Raw genomic sequence first — 15506 nt, 5'->3', positions numbered from 1 at the left:
CCCGCTGCTATACTTATTTGTTACTCCAAACCCCTCTGCCCCATGCTTGTTCTTGGCATCGAAAGTTCCTGCGACGAAACCGGCCTTGCGCTCTATGACACCGAGCGCGGCCTGCTTTCCCACGCGCTGCATTCGCAAATCGCGATGCATCGGGAATACGGCGGTGTCGTGCCGGAACTGGCTTCCCGCGACCACATCCGCCGCGCATTGCCTCTGCTTGAACAAGTCATGGCGGAAGCCGGGACGGTGCGAACGGATATCGACGCTATCGCATTTACGCAAGGCCCCGGTCTCGCCGGGGCGCTTCTGGTGGGCGCGAGCATCGCCAATGCGCTGGCGATGGCGTGGGACTTGCCGACTGTCGGAATTCATCATCTGGAAGGGCATCTGCTGTCCCCATTGCTGGTGAGCGAGCCGCCGCCGTTTCCGTTCGTCGCGTTGTTGGTGTCGGGCGGTCATACGCAATTGATGCGGGTAACGGACGTGGGCGAGTATGAAACGCTCGGCGAGACGCTGGACGACGCCGCCGGCGAAGCCTTCGATAAAACTGCAAAGCTGCTCGGCCTCGGTTATCCGGGCGGCCCGGAAGTGTCGCGGCTTGCCGAATTCGGCACATCGGGCGCAGTTAAATTGCCACGTCCAATGCTGCATTCCGGCGATCTGGATTTCAGCTTCAGCGGCTTAAAAACCGCGGTGCTCACGCACAGCCGCAAGCTTGGCACGAATGTCTGCGAGCAATCGAAAGCGGATCTGGCACGGGGTTTTGTCGATGCAGCCGTCGATGTGCTGACCACGAAGTCCATTGCGGCGTTAAAGCAGACGGGCTTGAATCGGCTGGTCGTGGCGGGCGGCGTGGGTGCGAACCGGCAATTGCGCGAGGCGCTGTCGGCCGCTGCGAAAAAGCGTCGCTTCGAAGTCCATTACCCGGATTTGTCGCTATGTACCGACAACGGCGCGATGATCGCCCTCGCCGGGGCTTTGCGTCTCGCGCGCTGGCCCGATCAGGCCGTGCGCGATTATGCGTTTACGGTTAAGCCGCGCTGGGATTTGACATCGCTGGCGGCGGCTTAAGCTGAAACCCGCTTGTCATGCTCGATCACGGCATAAGCGCTGTGATTGTGGATGGACTCGAAGTTCTCGGCTTCCAGCACGTACGCCACAATGCGTTCGTCCGCGTTCAGTCGCGTGGCGACATCGCGGACCAGGTCTTCAACGAATTTCGGATTCTCGTAAGCACGCTCGGTGACGAACTTCTCGTCGGGCCGTTTCAGCAAACCCCACAACTCGCACGACGCCTCTTCTTCCGCAATCCGGATCAGATCCTCGATCGCGACATCGCCTTCAAACTGCGCCGCGATAGTCACATGCGAGCGCTGGTTATGCGCGCCGTACTGCGAAATCTGCTTCGAGCACGGGCACAGGCTAGTCACCGGCACAAGCACTTTCAGCGAGATCCGCGTCTCACCATCACGCACATCGCCCGTCAGCGTGACCTCATAATCCATCAGGCTTTGCACGCCGGACACGGGAGCCGTCTTCATCACGAAATACGGAAACGACACTTCGATACGTCCCGAATGCGCCTCAAGCTTTGCCAGCATCGACGTAAGCATGCTGCGGAAAGCGGTCTGATCGAGCGGCGCGCGGTGTTCGTCGAGCAAAGCGACGAAACGCGACATGTGCGTGCCTTTTTGATCGGCCGGAAGATGAACGTCAAGATTCCAGACGCCAACGCCTGGCTGCAATTCGCCGCTGGAGGTCCGGATGGTCAGCGGATATCGAACTGCTTTTACACCCACGCGCTGGATTGGGATTTGCCGGATGTCGAGCGAGCTCTGGACGTCGGGCATCGCAAAGGCGGGATTCATCTGATTCATTCTTTTTCCTTGTCCGTGGCGTCGTTCACGTGACGAGAACCTTGACGCCCACGGATAAAACCAAACGGGCGTCCCCGACGCCCGTCCTCACCCCACGTTCTTCACTCAGGCGACGCGTTTTGTGAGCTTGCCCGCATCGGCTTCAACGCTACTGAGGAACCGCTCGCGAATCGACTTGGCAATACCAGCGCCATCCAGTCCACACGATACAAGCAGCTTCACCGGATCGCCGTGATCGATGAATACATCGGGCAGGCCCAATTGCAGCACCGGCTTGATGACCGAGCTCGCCAACAGGCTTTCCACGCAAGCCGAGCCCGCGCCGCCCATGATCGCGCCTTCTTCCACGGTCACGAGCGCGTCGTGGGTGGCGGCGAGTTCACGCAGCAATTCGGCGTCGATCGGCTTCACGAAGCGCATGTTCGCGACGGTAGCGTCCAGTTCCTCGGCCGCCGCCAGCGCGGGGGCGACCATGGTGCCGAACGCGAGGATGGCGATGCGTTTGCCGGAGCCCACTTTCTGCGTGGATTCGCGGCGGATTTCGCCCTTGCCGAGCGGAATCGCGGTCATCTTCTTGACGATCTTCACGCCCGTACCGGCACCGCGCGGATAACGCACGGCGGACGGATTGGGCTGCTGCAACGCCGTGTACAGCATCTGACGACATTCGTCTTCGTCGGACGCCGCCATCACCGTCATGTTCGGGATGCAGCGCAGGAACGCGAGATCGTAATTACCTGCGTGCGTTGCGCCGTCCGCGCCGACCAGACCCGCGCGGTCGATAGCGAATACCACCGGCAGGTTCTGCAATGCTACGTCGTGGATCAACTGGTCGTAGGCGCGCTGCAAGAACGTGGAATAGATCGCGACAACCGGGCGCATGCCGTCGGCAGCGAGACCGCCCGCGAACGTCACGGCATGTTGTTCCGCGATACCGACATCGAAGTAACGATCCGGGAAGCGCTTCTCGAACTCCACCATGCCCGAGCCTTCGCGCATGGCCGGCGTGATACCGACAACGCGCGAATCCTGCTCGGCCGCGTCGCACAGCCATTCGCCGAATACCTGCGTATAAGTTTTCTTCGATGGCGCCGTCGACGGCTTGATGCCTTCCGCCGGATTGAACTTGCCGGGGCCGTGATAGAGGACCGGATCGGCTTCGGCCAGCTTGTAACCCTGCCCCTTCTTCGTCACGACGTGCAAGAACTGCGGACCGCGCAATTCCTTGATGTTTTGCAGCGTCGGAATCAGCGATTCAAGATCATGGCCATCGATCGGGCCAATGTAATTGAAGCCAAATTCCTCGAACAACGTGGCCGGGACAATCATGCCCTTCGCGTGTTCCTCGAGCTTGCGAGCGAGGTCCAGCATGGGCGGTGCGACGCGCAGGACGCGCTCCACACCGGCACGCGCCGCCGCGTAGAAACGCCCTGACATCAGGCGCGCCAGATGGCGGTTCAGCGCGCCGACCGGCGGCGAGATCGACATGTCGTTGTCGTTCAGGATCACGAGCAGCGGCACGTCGTCGGCCACGCCGGCATTGTTCATGGCCTCGAATGCCATGCCGGCGGTCATCGCGCCGTCGCCAATCACGGCGATGGAATAGCGGTTATCGCCCTGCAATTTGCTGGCGATCGCCATGCCCAGCGCCGCCGAAATGGACGTGCTGGAATGCGCGGTCCCGAAGGTGTCGTATTTCGATTCGCTACGGCGCGGGAAGCCGGAAATGCCTCCAGCCTGGCGCAGCGTCTTCATCTGGTCGCGACGGCCGGTCAGGATCTTGTGCGGATAAGTCTGATGACCGACGTCCCAGACGATGCGGTCGTGGGGGGTATCGAAGACGTAATGGAGCGCGATCGTCAGTTCGACCGTTCCGAGATTCGACGACAGATGCCCGCCCGTCTGCGACACGCTGTCGAGCACGTAGGCACGCAGCTCTTCGGCCAGCGGTTTTAGTTCGTGGCGGTCCAGGGCGCGCAAGGCGGCCGGATCGTCGATGGTTTTCAGCAAGTCGTACATCGTCGTCCCATTTAGGAAAACTGGCGGAAGCCGTTCGGTTGTTTCCGGCGCTGCTTCAAGCATGCGTGAGCTGCAGAAATTGCTCCGTAAACACGCCCGCCGGTCCCGCGTTTTATCGTATGTTTCAGTGCACCCGGTTTACAACCAGGTCAGCTAATTCCCCGAGCCGACCGGCACGCGGGCCGAATGGCGCGAGCGCGGCGTGCGCATCGCGGCCGAGTTGCGCCGCCAGTTCGCGCGATGCATCTAGTCCGATGATCGACACGTAGGTCGGTTTGTCATCCTTCGCGTCCTTACCCGCCGTTTTCCCCAGCGTGGCGGAGTCGGCGGTGACGTCGAGAATGTCGTCCACCACCTGGAATGCAAGTCCGACCGCGGCTGCGTACGCGTCGAGCGCGTTCATGGCCGCTGCGTCCGGCGCTTCGCCACAGAGTGCGCCCATTCGCACGGCCGCGCGCAGCAATGCACCTGTTTTCTTGCGATGCATGGTTTCAAGTTCCGGGCGCGACAGCTTGCGGCCCACGCTTTCCAGGTCGATGGCCTGACCGCCGGCCATGCCGACCGAGCCGCTCGCCAGTGCCAGTTCCCGCGTCAGCGACGCCTGCTGCGCCGCGCTCAGGCCGTTGTCCGCCGTCAGCGCAACGAAAGCCTGTGATTGCAAAGCATCGCCTACCAATAATGCCGTCGCTTCGTCATATTGCACGTGTACCGTTGGTTTTCCGCGACGCAGGGCGTCGTCGTCCATGGCCGGCATATCGTCATGCACCAGCGAATACACGTGAATCATCTCGAGCGCCGCGCTCGCCGCGTCCAGTTGCTGGGAACCAGCACCGGTCAGCTCACCGGCTGCGTGGCACAACAGCGGGCGAACCCGCTTGCCACCGCCGAGCACCGCGTAGCGCATGGCTTCATGCAATTTGGCGGGCGCCACGTCCGTTCCCGGCAAGTAATGCTCCAGCGCCGTTTCCACGCGGTCAAGACTCGCGCGCATCCATTGATCGAAAGTCATAAGTCGTCCCCGTTATCTGCCGTTGTGCCGGCGCCCTGAGTGGCGCGCTGGACCTCGGCGGGCAGCGGTTTTAGTGTGTCGCCGTCGAGCACGCGAACTTGCTGCTCGACTTTCTCTAGTTGCTGCTGGCAAAAGCCGACGAGCGCGGCGCCGCGCCGATAAGCCGCTAGCGATTCCTCGAGGCTCAGCGCGCCGCCCTCCATGCGCGCCACGAGTCCTTCCAGTTCGGCCAGCGCTGTTTCGTAATTCTCCGGGAGCGGCGCGTTTTCCGCGCTGGCCGAGCCTTCCTGCGTTGCGGTCTTCGCCATGAATCGTGGGTGTAATGTCGGATTTCGGGAAACAAGTCGGACATTCTACGGCAAAAGCAGCTTTTCCGACCTTCACCGTGCGCTTAACCATGCCTATGGCCTGTCTCGGCCCATTTCTCCTTATCTCCGGAAAAGCGGAGAAAGCGGCTAGGCGAGCGGAACTCTTCGGCGGGAATTGACCCAAATCAAGGCCCTAAGCGCCCCATTGAAGGGGTTTTCGGTATAATCGCGGGCTCCCTAAATCGAATTTTCGATGGTTGGGTTGTTCACTGCTTTCACGTCTTCACGGGAGTGGGAATGTCCAATCTGAGCAATGCATTGCAACTGAACGCGATTCACAGTCAGTTGCCAGTCACGGCTTACTTTGACGAAGCGCTTCTCAAGCGCGAAATCGACACGCTGTTCAAACGCGGTCCTCGCTATATCGGCCATGAACTCATGGTGCCCGAGGCGGGAAGTTATTTTGCTTTGCCCGGCGAGGGCGAAGGGCGTCTGCTCGTCCGTAACAAACAGGACGAAATCGAGTTGCTTTCCAACGTGTGCCGCCACCGCCAGGCCATCATGCTCAAGGGGCGTGGCACGGCGGAGAACATCGTATGTCCGCTGCATCGCTGGACTTACGACCTCGACGGCCAGTTGCTGGGCGCACCGCATTTCGCCGATAACCCCTGCCTCAACCTCGGCAAATCTCAGTTGCAGAACTGGCAGGGCCTGTTGTTCGAGGCGAGCGGCCGTGACGTCGCGGCCGATCTGGCGCGGCTCGGTCCGGCGAAACATTTCGACTTTTCGGGCTACATGTTCGATCACGTCGAAATGCACGAGTGCAATTACAACTGGAAGAGCTTTATCGAGGTGTACCTCGAGGATTATCACGTCGCACCGTTTCATCCGGGTCTGGGAAGCTTTGTTTCCTGCGATGACCTGACCTGGGAATTCGGCGACTGGTATAGCGTTCAGACGGTTGGCGTGCACAAGAACCTGGAAAAGCCGGGTAGCCCGACGTACCGCAAGTGGCACGACGAAGTGCTGCGCTTCCGTGACGGCAAAATGCCCGAGTTCGGTGCTATCTGGATGGTCTATTACCCCGGCATCATGATCGAGTGGTATCCGCATGTGCTCGTGGTGTCGTGGCTGATTCCGCAAGGGCCGCAGAAGACCACGAATATCGTGGAGTTCTATTACCCGGAGGAAATCGCGCTGTTCGAGCGTGAATTCATCGAGGCGGAACGGGCGGCGTATATGGAAACGGCGCGCGAGGACGACGAGATCGCCGAGCGTATGGACGCGGGAAGGCGCGCGCTGATGAAGCGCGGCGAGTCGCAAGTCGGGCCGTATCAGAGCCCGATGGAATCAGGGATGCAGCACTTTCATGAATTCTTGCGGCGGCAGTTGGGCGAGATTTGAGGCGTTAGCGGTTTGAATAAGAAAGACGGGCTCAGGCCCGTCTTTTTTTGTTTAGACTTGAAACTTAACTACCGCGACGCGCCGTCCATCGGCCCGCCAAGCCGCGCGTTCGCCCCGGGAGCTGTCATGCCGCACACTCACTACACCACGCTTATCTCCGCGATCAACCTTGTCGAACGCCTCGCCGCCGCACCCGGCAGCGTGTTTATCGTCGATTGCCGCTTCGACCTCGCCGCGCCCGAAGCCGGCCAAGCCGCTTACGCAGCCGGACATATTCCGGGCGCACATTATCTGCATCTCGATCGCGATTTGTCGGGCGCGAAGACGGGCAAGAACGGCCGCCATCCGTTGCCGGAACGCGCGGCGCTGGTCGCCGCGCTCAGGCGTGTGGGCCTGAACGAAGGTCAGCAAGTTGTCGCCTACGACGCCCAGGGCGGCATGTACGCAGCACGTCTGTGGTGGCTGTTGCGCTGGCTGGGCCACGATTCCGTCGCACTGCTCGACGGCAGCCTGAACGCGTGGCAAGCGGCCGGTCAACCTCTCGATACAGCGACACCGCCCGCATCCGAAGGCACGTTCAAGGCCGGTGCGCCGCTGGCGGTCACGTTTGACGTCGACGCCGTCGTGCGCAATCTGAGCACGCACGAACGAGTGCTGATCGATGCCCGGTCGGCGGACCGGTATCGCGGAGAAAACGAGACGCTTGATCCGGTTGGCGGCCATATTCCGGGCGCGCTGAACCGCTTTTTCAAGGACAACCTGAATGCCGATGGCCGCTTCAAAACCGCGCACGAATTACGCGAGACGTTTAGCGGGCTGCTTGGGGCGACGTCGCCTGATCGAGTGGTGCTGCAATGCGGTTCGGGCGTGACGGCCTGCCATAACGCACTGGCGATGGAAATCGCCGGCCTGCATGGCGCGGCGCTGTATGGGGGATCGTGGAGCGAATGGTGCGCGGACGGCTCACGGCCAGTGGCAACAGGCGCGACTGTCTGAGATTTATGCTTCGCCGCGGGTGAGAGCCAGCGAAGCGACGCGAGTGGGCGGCGGTTTCGGCCGCCCATGGCTGCAAAGGAGACGCGGCGAAGTCCGTAGCGCACACAGGATCGCGTCCGCGCTGCAGCCTCATCACTTCACGCCATGCTCCCTGAACCACGCCAACGCGCGCTTCCAGCCATCTTCCGCATCGGCTTTCCGATAACTCGGCCGATAATCCGCGAAAAATGCATGCGGCGCGTCGTCATAAACCACGATTTGCGAGCCCCGCGCGACCGCCGGTCCCGTCGCAATCGCCTGCTTCATCTGCTCGAGCGAGTCTTGAGGGATGCTTGGATCGAGCTTGCCGAACAGGCCGAGCACCGGCGCCTTCAAGTTTGACGCGAGATCGAGCGGATTCGCCGGATTGTTCTGCGTCTTCGGCCCCACCACCCGTCCGTACCACACCACCGCCGCTTTAAGCTGCGGATTGCGCTCGGCATACAGCCAGGTGATGCGGCCACCCCAGCAAAAACCATTGATCCCGAGCCGATGTAAATCGCCACCATGTTCGCCCGCCCAGGCAACGGTCGAGTCGATATCGGAGAGCACCTGGTCGTCCGGTACTTTAGAGACGAGTTGCTCGTTCAACTGCTGCATCGATGTGTATTTCGACGCATCGCCTTCGCGCACATATAGATCAGGCGCGATGGCCAGATAACCGAGTTTGGCAAAGCGCCGGCAGACATCGGCAATATGCTCGTGCACGCCGAAAATCTCGTGAATCACGATGATCACCGGCAAGTGCGTCTTGCCCAAGGGCTGTGCCCGATACGCGGGAATAAGCGTGCCATCGGCGGCCTTGAACCCGACCGGACCGGCTTCCAGACCTTCGCTATCGGTGATGATGGTTTGCGCGGACACCGGCATCACGCAGGCGGCAAAACCGCTGCCGACCGCGGCCTTGATAAACGTGCGCCGGTTGAACGGGACATGCGGAACGAGGCTGTCGATATCAGGCGTAAGCATGCAAAGCTCCAGCGGCATGGGCCGCGAAGGACACTGGCACACGGTGCTAGCGAACCAGGCATCCGGTATGGGTAAGCCACGCCAACAGCCCGCAAGCCGAAAGCACGGCAACGACTAATTGATATCCGCTCTAAATCACTTTAGCCACTTTGAAGGGCCTGTTGTGCTCCAAAGCCGGCCGCCCATTCTAAACAACTCTAATGCAGCTTGACGCGTGGCGCGGTGGAGCGCCGCAGCCAGTGAGCGACCGTATCGAGCGCCATGCGCGCCCAGCCGTGCAGCGCCGCAATATGCATGCGGTAGAGCGACTGATACATGAAACGCGCGAACAGCCCTTCGATCAGCATGTTGCCGCCGATCAACCCACCCATCAGGCTACCCACCGCGCTGAAATGCCCGAGCGACACCAGCGATCCGAAGTCGCGATACGTGTAGTCGGGCAACGGCTTGTCCTCCAGCCGGCGCTCAAGCGACTTCAGCAGGAAACTCGCCTGCTGATGCGCGGCTTGCGCGCGCGGCGGCACGTTGCGCCCGTCCTTCTCGCCGCCGGGCCACGGACACGCGGCGCAATCGCCGAGAGCGAAAATGTTGTCGTCGGTTTCCGTTTGCAGCGTGCGGCGCACGATCAGCTGGCCGAGCCGGTTAGTCGCCAGGCCGTCGAGTTTCGCGAGCACGCCCGGCGCGCGGATACCGGCCGCCCAAACGGTCAAATCCGCCGCGATGGTCTTGCCGCTCGCCGTGCGGATGGACCCGCGCGACACTTCGGCCACCGTCTCGCTCGTCATCAGCGAAACGCCGAGTTTGTCCAGCAAGTCGGCGGTCGCGGTGGACACGCGCTCGGGCAACGCGGGCAGAATACGCGGCCCGGCTTCGATCAGCACAATTCCAATATCGTGTTTCGGATCGAGTTTGTGGAGCCCGTAAGCGTGCAGCACTTGCGCCGTGTTACGCAATTCCGCCGATAACTCCACACCCGTCGCCCCGCCGCCGACAATCGCAACCTGAATCCGCGGCTGTCTCGGCCCGGTATTGGATGCGTTGGCCGCATCCGGCTCCGGCGCCCGGTACTCCGCTCGAATGCACGCCGCGATCAGCCGTTTGCGGAACAATTCGGCTTGATCGACGGTATCGAGTGCGAGCGAATTTTCTTGTGCACCCTGAACGCCAAAAAAGGCCGTCGTGCTGCCGATCGCCACGATCAGCGTGTCGTATTCCAGATCGCGCTGCGGCATCAACTCGCCGGCTTCATCGTCGAGAAGGGGGCCGAGCGTGACGCGTTTAGCAGCCCGGTCGACGCTCAGCAGATCGCCCTGCTGGAACTCGAAACCATGCCAGCGCGCCTGCGCGGCGTATGGCAGTTCCTGCGAGAAAGGGTCCATGCTGCCGGCCGCGACCTCATGCAGCAACGGCTTCCAGATGTGCGTGGAATTACGGTCAACCAGCGTGACTTGCGCGCGCGCTGCGCGCTTGCCATCTGCGCTGCCGAATTTGTCGCCAAGACGCGTGGCCAGTTCAAGGCCGCCCGCTCCGCCGCCGACGATGATGAAACGGTGCATGCACATTCCCCCAATGACATCATTCAAAACCAACTGGCGGCGATCCGCGCGCTCAGTGAGCCTCTTCCCAGTTATTGCCCACGCCGACTTCCGCCACCAGCGGCACCTTCAGTTGGGCGACGCCGCACATCAATTCCGGCAGGCGCTTGCGGACCTCCGGCAACTCGGCTTCGGGCACTTCGAGCACGAGTTCATCGTGGACTTGCATGATCATCTTGGTCTGGATCTTCGATGCTTCCAGCCAGTCCTGCACGGCGATCATCGACAGCTTGATCAGGTCGGCAGCCGTGCCTTGCATCGGCGCGTTGATCGCGGCGCGCTCGGCGCCTTGCCGGCGCGGTCCGCTGCCGCCGTTGATCTCGGGCAGCCACAAGCGCCGTCCGAACACGGTCTCGACGAAACCATCGCGCTTCGCCTTCGTACGCGTTTCGTCCATGTAGTTGGCAACACCCGGATAACGCTGAAAATACCGGTCGATATACAGCTTCGCCGCATCGCGCGAAATTCCGATATTCGATGCCAGCCCAAACGCGCTCATGCCATAAATCAAGCCGAAGTTGATGACCTTTGCGATGCGCCGCTGATCGTTCGATACCTCAATGGGCGTCACGCCGAAAATCTCCGAAGCAGTCGCGCGATGCACGTCTTCGCCTTCGGCGAACGAGCGCATGAGCGACGGATCGCCCGAGATATGCGCCATGATCCGCAGCTCGATTTGCGAGTAATCCGCCGACACGATCTTGCTTCCCGGCGGCGCGATGAACGCCTCGCGAATCCGCCGGCCTTCGGCCGTACGCACCGGGATATTCTGCAAGTTCGGTTCATTCGATGACAAGCGCCCCGTCACCGCCACGGCTTGCGCATAGTTCGTATGCACGCGGCCGGTCCGCACGTTGACCATGCGCGGCAGCTTGTCCGTGTACGTGGACTTCAGCTTCGACAAGCCGCGATGTTCCAGCAAAATCTTCGGCAGCGGATAATCTTCGGCGAGCTTCTGCAGCACTTCTTCGTCGGTGGAAGGCGCGCCGCTCGGCGTCTTCTTGACCACCGGCAATTGCAGCTTCTCGAAGAAAATCTGGCCAATCTGTTTCGGCGAACCCAGGTTGAATTCGCCGCCCGCGAGCATGTACGCCTCGGCTTCCAACTGAATCAGGCGCGTGGCAATCTGGCCGCTTTGCACGCGCAGCAACTCACCATCGATCAGCACGCCGTTACGCTCCATCTTGCGCAGCACGCGCGACGTCGGCATTTCTATGTCGCGATAGACCTTGAGTAAATCCGCTTCATCGGCAAGCTGCGGATAGAGCGCCTGATGCAACCGCAACGTGATGTCCGCGTCTTCCGCCGCGTAGGGCGCGGCCTGGTCGAGCGCGACTTCATCGAAGCCAATCTGCGACGCGCCCTTGCCCGCCACCTCTTCATACTTGATGGTCTTCGCGCCCAGATGCCGCAGCGCGAGATTGTCCATGTCGTGCGGCCGGTGCGATTCTAAAACATACGATTGCAACAACGTGTCGTGCTCGACACCATTCAATTCGATACCGTAGTTCGCCAGCACTTGTTCATCGTATTTCAGATGCTGACCCACCTTCTTCTTCGACGGATCTTCAAGCCACGATTTAAGCTTCTGCAAGACCTCGTCGCGCGGCAATTGCAGCGGCGCATCCGGTCCGCGATGGGCAACCGGAATATACGCCGCGCGCCCCGGCTCGACCGATACCGACAACCCGACCAGTTGGGCGAGCATGGGGTCGAGCGCGGTCGTTTCGGTATCGAAGGAAGTCAGCTCGGCGGCGTTGATGCGCGCGAGCCATTCGTCGAATTGCTCCCACGTCTGCACCGTTTCGTAATGCCGTTCCATTTCGGTGGCCGGCGCAGGCGGCGTGTCCACCGGGCCTTCCACCGCGTCCGCAATCTCCACTTCCCGCAGCCAGGTCTTGAAACCGTGGCGCGTGAACAGGTCGCGCAGCTCGTCGCGGGCCTCGGGCCGCGCCGGAAGCGTTTCCTCGATCGACACGATCTGCTCCGTCAGGTCGCAGTCCGTCTGTACGGTAACGAGCTTTTTCGCCATGGGGAGGAACGTCAAAGCCTTGCGCAGATTGTCTCCCACCGCACCTTTGATTTCGTCCGCATGTGCCACGATGCCATCAAGGGTTTCGTATTGTGTGAGCCACTTCAACGCTGTCTTCGGCCCGCACTTTTCAACCCCCGGTACGTTATCGACCGTATCGCCGATGAGCGAGAGATAGTCGACGATCCGCTCCGGCGGCACGCCGAACTTACCCTGCACCCCGGCGCGATCGAGCGTCTCGTTGGACATCGTGTTGATGAGGGTGACATGATCCGTCACAAGCTGTGCAAGATCCTTGTCCCCGGTCGATACGACCACTTTCATGCCGCGCTTTTCGGCGGCAACTGCAAGCGTGCCAATGACGTCGTCGGCCTCCACGCCTTCGATCATCACCAGCGGCCAGCCGAGCGCTCGCACGATCACGTGGATGGGCTCTATCTGTTTGGAGAGGTCTTCGGGCATCGATGCCCGGTTTGCCTTGTAATCTGGATACCAGTCGTCACGAAATGTCTTGCCCTTGGCGTCGAATACGCACGCGCTATACTCTGCGTTGATGTCTTTTCGCAACCGCCGCAGCATATTGATCATTCCGTACAACGCGCCGGTTGGACCGCCGTCAGGGCCGCGCAGATCCGGCATGGCGTGGTAGGCCCGATAGAGATAGCTGGATCCGTCGACCAATAGCAGGGTCTTACCTTCAAGATTAAGTTCTTCAGGCATTATGAACAAAAGAAAAGTGATTCCGAGTCTGCGATCGCTCGCAGATCAAGAGCGCGCGACAGCCAAGAAGGCCCGCGCATCGTGGCAGATGTTCACGATTATGGCAGAGTTTATCGAGGCGACCGAGTACCTCTCCGAGATCCGTCCTGCCATCAGCATCTATGGTTCGGCGCGCCTGAAACCGGAGTCGCCGTACTACAAGCTCACCATAGAAATCGCGCAGAAATTCTCCGACGCGGGCTTCGCCGTCATCTCCGGCGGCGGCCCCGGCATCATGGAGGCCGCCAACAAGGGCGCCCATGCGGGGAAGTCGCCATCGGTGGGGCTGAACATAGAGTTGCCGCACGAGCAGTCGGGCAACCAGTGGCAGGATATCTCGCTGCGCTTCCGGCACTTCTTCACGCGCAAGGTTACGTTCGTGAAGAATTCGGACGCGGTGGTGGTCATGCCGGGCGGTTTCGGTACGCTCGATGAAATGGCCGAAGTGCTGACGCTGATCCAGACCAAGAAGTCGCGGCACGTGCCTATTGTGCTGGTCGGCGCCGAGTTCTGGGAAGGCTTGCTCTCGTGGTTCCGCAACACGCTGGTTCCGACCGGCGTGATCAGCGAGAAGGATCTCAACCTGATGCAGGTGATCGACGATCCGGACCAGGTGCTGGAAGCCGTGCTGCAGTTCTACGAAGACCGCGAGACCGCGGAAGAACCGCCGGCCGAAGGTAAGTCGGACGAAGACCGGATGTTCTATCTTTGATGGCTTGATAGCAGATGCACTAAAAAAGCGGCTCCTTTCGGAGCCGCTTTTTTGCTTGATCGGAATGCTATTGGAACGCCACCTCGGCAAAACCGCGCAACTTCCGGCTATGCAGTTTCGATAGCCCGTTCATGCGCAGCAGTTCCATCGCCTTCACGCCGATCTGCAAGTGCTGATCCACTTGCGCACGATAAAACTGATCCGCCATGCCCGGCAATTTCAATTCGCCGTGCAAAGGTTTATCGGAGACGCAAAGCAAGGTTCCGTAAGGCACGCGAAAACGGAATCCATTGGCAGCAATGGTTGCGCTTTCCATATCGAGCGCAATGGCGCGGCTTTGCGACAACCGCTGTACCGGCTCACGGTGATCGCGTAACTCCCAATTACGATTGTCGACGCTCGCCACGGTTCCCGTGCGCATGACGTGCTTCAAATCAATGCCTTCGAGTTTCGTCACTTGCGCCACCGCTTTCTCCAGCGCGACCTGGACTTCAGCCAAGGCAGGGATGGGAATCCAGAGCGGCAAGTCGGCGTCGAGCACGTGGTCTTCGCGCACATAACCATGCGCCAATACATAGTCGCCCAGACGCTGCGTATTCCTCAATCCCGCGCAATGTCCAAGCATGATCCACGCATGCGGCCGTAGTACGGCTATATGATCCGTGATCGTCTTCGCATTCGACGGACCCACGCCAATATTGACCATGGTGATGCCGCTGCCATCGGCACGTTTCAGATGATACGCGGGCATCTGCGGCAAGCGCAGAGGGGCTACGCCCTGTTGCTCCTCTTGGGAGTCGCCAAGATTTTCATTGCCGGTAATCACGTCGCCGGGTTCCACGAACGACATGTATTCGCTTCTATACGCCCGCGTTTCTTCATCGTCCGCACGTGACATGATCTTGCGGCCCAGCTTCACGAACTCATCGATATAAAACTGGTAGTTCGTATAGAGCACATAGTTCTGGAAATGCGTAGGCGATGTCGCGGTGTAATGCTTGAGCCGATGCAAGGAGAAATCCACCCGCGCCGCCGTGAACAATGCAAGCGGATGCGGTTCGCCCGGCGCCGGTTCATAGGTGCCGTTCACAATGCGGTCGTCGAGGAGCGCGAGATCGGGCATATCGAAGATATTGCGCATGGCGAGCAGCCGGTCGCGATCCAGATCGCCTTCCAGGTGAATGCCTTCTGCAAATGCAAAGTGAATGGGCACGGGTTGCGCCGACACACCGACTTCAATCCCGACGTGATGGTTCTTGGTCAGCAGCCGCAATTGCTCGCGATAATAATGGCCGAATAAATCCGGCCGCGTGAGCGTGGTTTCGAAAATGCCCGGCCCGGCGACAAAGCCATAAGAACGGCGTGAATCGATTTGCGTATTCAACTCGGTCCGCACGCGCACGAACGGATAACACGCGCGCACGCGATGTGAAAATGGTTCGTTTTTTCGATAGCGCGCGAACGCGTCGCGCAGGAAAGAGGTGTTGGCTTCGTAGATGGCCGATACCCGCGCAACCGCGGCCACGGGGTCGTCGAAAGACTCCGTGGGGAAGTTGTTGGCGGGGGTGGAATGGCTTGCTTGAGTCCGGTCGTTTGTCATGATCTTCTGCGCTCTTGTGATGAATCGACATTAACACGGAAGAACCACACGCCCATGAACACCCCTCCCGGCGATGCGTTTCTTCAACACCTTCCGCCGCGCCAACACGGTTTCATTGAAACCAGCGCAAAATAAGGCTTTTGGGAAGGAGTCAACGTCCCTTTAGTGTCCCCTTAGCGAGTGCGTT

Annotated in this window: 12 protein-coding genes; 4 read left to right on the top strand and 8 right to left on the bottom strand. The window is 60.5% G+C overall.

Features of this window, described 5'->3' with window-relative positions:
• Positions 1–42 precede the first annotated feature (42 nt).
• A complete protein-coding gene (tsaD, locus tag ACMX25_RS14910) occupies positions 43–1071 on the top strand; it encodes a tRNA (adenosine(37)-N6)-threonylcarbamoyltransferase complex transferase subunit TsaD (protein ID WP_414950731.1) in 1029 nt (342 codons plus the stop codon).
• Here tsaD and folE2 read toward each other — a convergent pair.
• From folE2 to ACMX25_RS14890, 4 genes are all read right to left on the bottom strand, one after another.
• Positions 1068–1877 (bottom strand): GTP cyclohydrolase FolE2, encoded by an 810-nt coding sequence (gene folE2 / locus ACMX25_RS14905; RefSeq protein WP_414950729.1) that lies wholly within the window; start codon positions 1875–1877, stop codon positions 1068–1070. The genes tsaD and folE2 overlap by 4 nt on opposite strands.
• 105 nt (positions 1878–1982) lie before the next feature.
• A complete protein-coding gene (gene dxs, locus ACMX25_RS14900; RefSeq protein ID WP_414950728.1) occupies positions 1983–3896 on the bottom strand; it encodes a 1-deoxy-D-xylulose-5-phosphate synthase in 1914 nt (637 codons plus the stop codon).
• 124 nt (positions 3897–4020) lie between these two features.
• Positions 4021–4905 carry a polyprenyl synthetase family protein gene (locus ACMX25_RS14895; protein ID WP_414950727.1) on the bottom strand — a complete coding sequence of 295 codons (885 nt, stop codon included), beginning with the start codon at positions 4903–4905 and terminating at the stop codon, positions 4021–4023.
• Positions 4902–5213 (bottom strand): exodeoxyribonuclease VII small subunit, encoded by a 312-nt coding sequence (locus ACMX25_RS14890; RefSeq protein ID WP_062086216.1) that lies wholly within the window; start codon positions 5211–5213, stop codon positions 4902–4904. The genes ACMX25_RS14895 and ACMX25_RS14890 overlap by 4 nt, the downstream gene beginning before the upstream one ends.
• Before the next feature lie 297 nt (positions 5214–5510).
• Between ACMX25_RS14890 and ACMX25_RS14885 the strand changes: the two genes are divergently transcribed.
• On the top strand, positions 5511–6617 hold the full coding sequence (locus ACMX25_RS14885) for an aromatic ring-hydroxylating oxygenase subunit alpha (protein WP_414950726.1): 1107 nt from the start codon (positions 5511–5513) through the stop codon (positions 6615–6617).
• Between the two features lie 126 nt (positions 6618–6743).
• Positions 6744–7613: a sulfurtransferase gene (locus ACMX25_RS14880; protein WP_414950724.1), complete on the top strand. Its 870-nt coding sequence runs from the start codon at positions 6744–6746 to the stop codon at positions 7611–7613.
• A gap of 132 nt (positions 7614–7745) precedes the next feature.
• Here the strand turns inward: ACMX25_RS14880 and ACMX25_RS14875 are convergent, their stop codons facing one another.
• The 3 genes from ACMX25_RS14875 to polA all read right to left on the bottom strand — a co-directional run bounded on the left by ACMX25_RS14875 (position 7746) and on the right by polA (position 12968).
• Positions 7746–8621: a dienelactone hydrolase family protein gene (locus ACMX25_RS14875; RefSeq protein WP_414950722.1), complete on the bottom strand. Its 876-nt coding sequence runs from the start codon at positions 8619–8621 to the stop codon at positions 7746–7748.
• A gap of 197 nt (positions 8622–8818) precedes the next feature.
• Positions 8819–10177 (bottom strand): NAD(P)/FAD-dependent oxidoreductase, encoded by a 1359-nt coding sequence (locus ACMX25_RS14870; RefSeq protein ID WP_414950721.1) that lies wholly within the window; start codon positions 10175–10177, stop codon positions 8819–8821.
• 52 nt (positions 10178–10229) lie between these two features.
• Positions 10230–12968, bottom strand: a complete 2739-nt coding sequence (gene polA, locus ACMX25_RS14865; protein WP_414950720.1) for a DNA polymerase I — start codon at positions 12966–12968, stop codon at positions 10230–10232.
• A 1-nt stretch (position 12969) separates the two neighbouring features.
• Between polA and ACMX25_RS14860 the strand changes: the two genes are divergently transcribed.
• Positions 12970–13719, top strand: coding sequence for an LOG family protein (locus ACMX25_RS14860; protein WP_414950719.1), 750 nt, complete (start codon positions 12970–12972; stop codon positions 13717–13719).
• A gap of 67 nt (positions 13720–13786) precedes the next feature.
• Here ACMX25_RS14860 and ACMX25_RS14855 read toward each other — a convergent pair whose 3' ends face one another.
• Positions 13787–15319 carry an AMP nucleosidase gene (locus tag ACMX25_RS14855; protein ID WP_414950718.1) on the bottom strand — a complete coding sequence of 511 codons (1533 nt, stop codon included), beginning with the start codon at positions 15317–15319 and terminating at the stop codon, positions 13787–13789.
• Positions 15320–15506 lie beyond the last annotated feature (187 nt).

Source organism: Caballeronia eucalypticola, from assembly GCF_047608185.1.
In the GTDB taxonomy this organism is placed as follows: Bacteria; Pseudomonadota; Gammaproteobacteria; order Burkholderiales; family Burkholderiaceae; genus Caballeronia.
This window is presented reverse-complemented; position numbering and strand designations above follow the sequence as displayed.

Bases quoted from the DNA above. Each gene is read 5' to 3' on its own strand.
- tsaD (WP_414950731.1), top strand. From the start codon at position 43: ATGCTTGTTCTTGGCATCGAAAGTTCCTGCGACGAAACCGGCCTTGCG.
- folE2 (WP_414950729.1), bottom strand. From the start codon at position 1,877: ATGAATCAGATGAATCCCGCCTTTGCGATGCCCGACGTCCAGAGCTCG.
- dxs (WP_414950728.1), bottom strand. From the start codon at position 3,896: ATGTACGACTTGCTGAAAACCATCGACGATCCGGCCGCCTTGCGCGCC.
- ACMX25_RS14895 (WP_414950727.1), bottom strand. From the start codon at position 4,905: ATGACTTTCGATCAATGGATGCGCGCGAGTCTTGACCGCGTGGAAACG.
- ACMX25_RS14890 (WP_062086216.1), bottom strand. From the start codon at position 5,213: ATGGCGAAGACCGCAACGCAGGAAGGCTCGGCCAGCGCGGAAAACGCG.
- ACMX25_RS14885 (WP_414950726.1), top strand. From the start codon at position 5,511: ATGTCCAATCTGAGCAATGCATTGCAACTGAACGCGATTCACAGTCAG.
- ACMX25_RS14880 (WP_414950724.1), top strand. From the start codon at position 6,744: ATGCCGCACACTCACTACACCACGCTTATCTCCGCGATCAACCTTGTC.
- ACMX25_RS14875 (WP_414950722.1), bottom strand. From the start codon at position 8,621: ATGCTTACGCCTGATATCGACAGCCTCGTTCCGCATGTCCCGTTCAAC.
- ACMX25_RS14870 (WP_414950721.1), bottom strand. From the start codon at position 10,177: ATGCACCGTTTCATCATCGTCGGCGGCGGAGCGGGCGGCCTTGAACTG.
- polA (WP_414950720.1), bottom strand. From the start codon at position 12,968: ATGCCTGAAGAACTTAATCTTGAAGGTAAGACCCTGCTATTGGTCGAC.
- ACMX25_RS14860 (WP_414950719.1), top strand. From the start codon at position 12,970: ATGAACAAAAGAAAAGTGATTCCGAGTCTGCGATCGCTCGCAGATCAA.
- ACMX25_RS14855 (WP_414950718.1), bottom strand. From the start codon at position 15,319: ATGACAAACGACCGGACTCAAGCAAGCCATTCCACCCCCGCCAACAAC.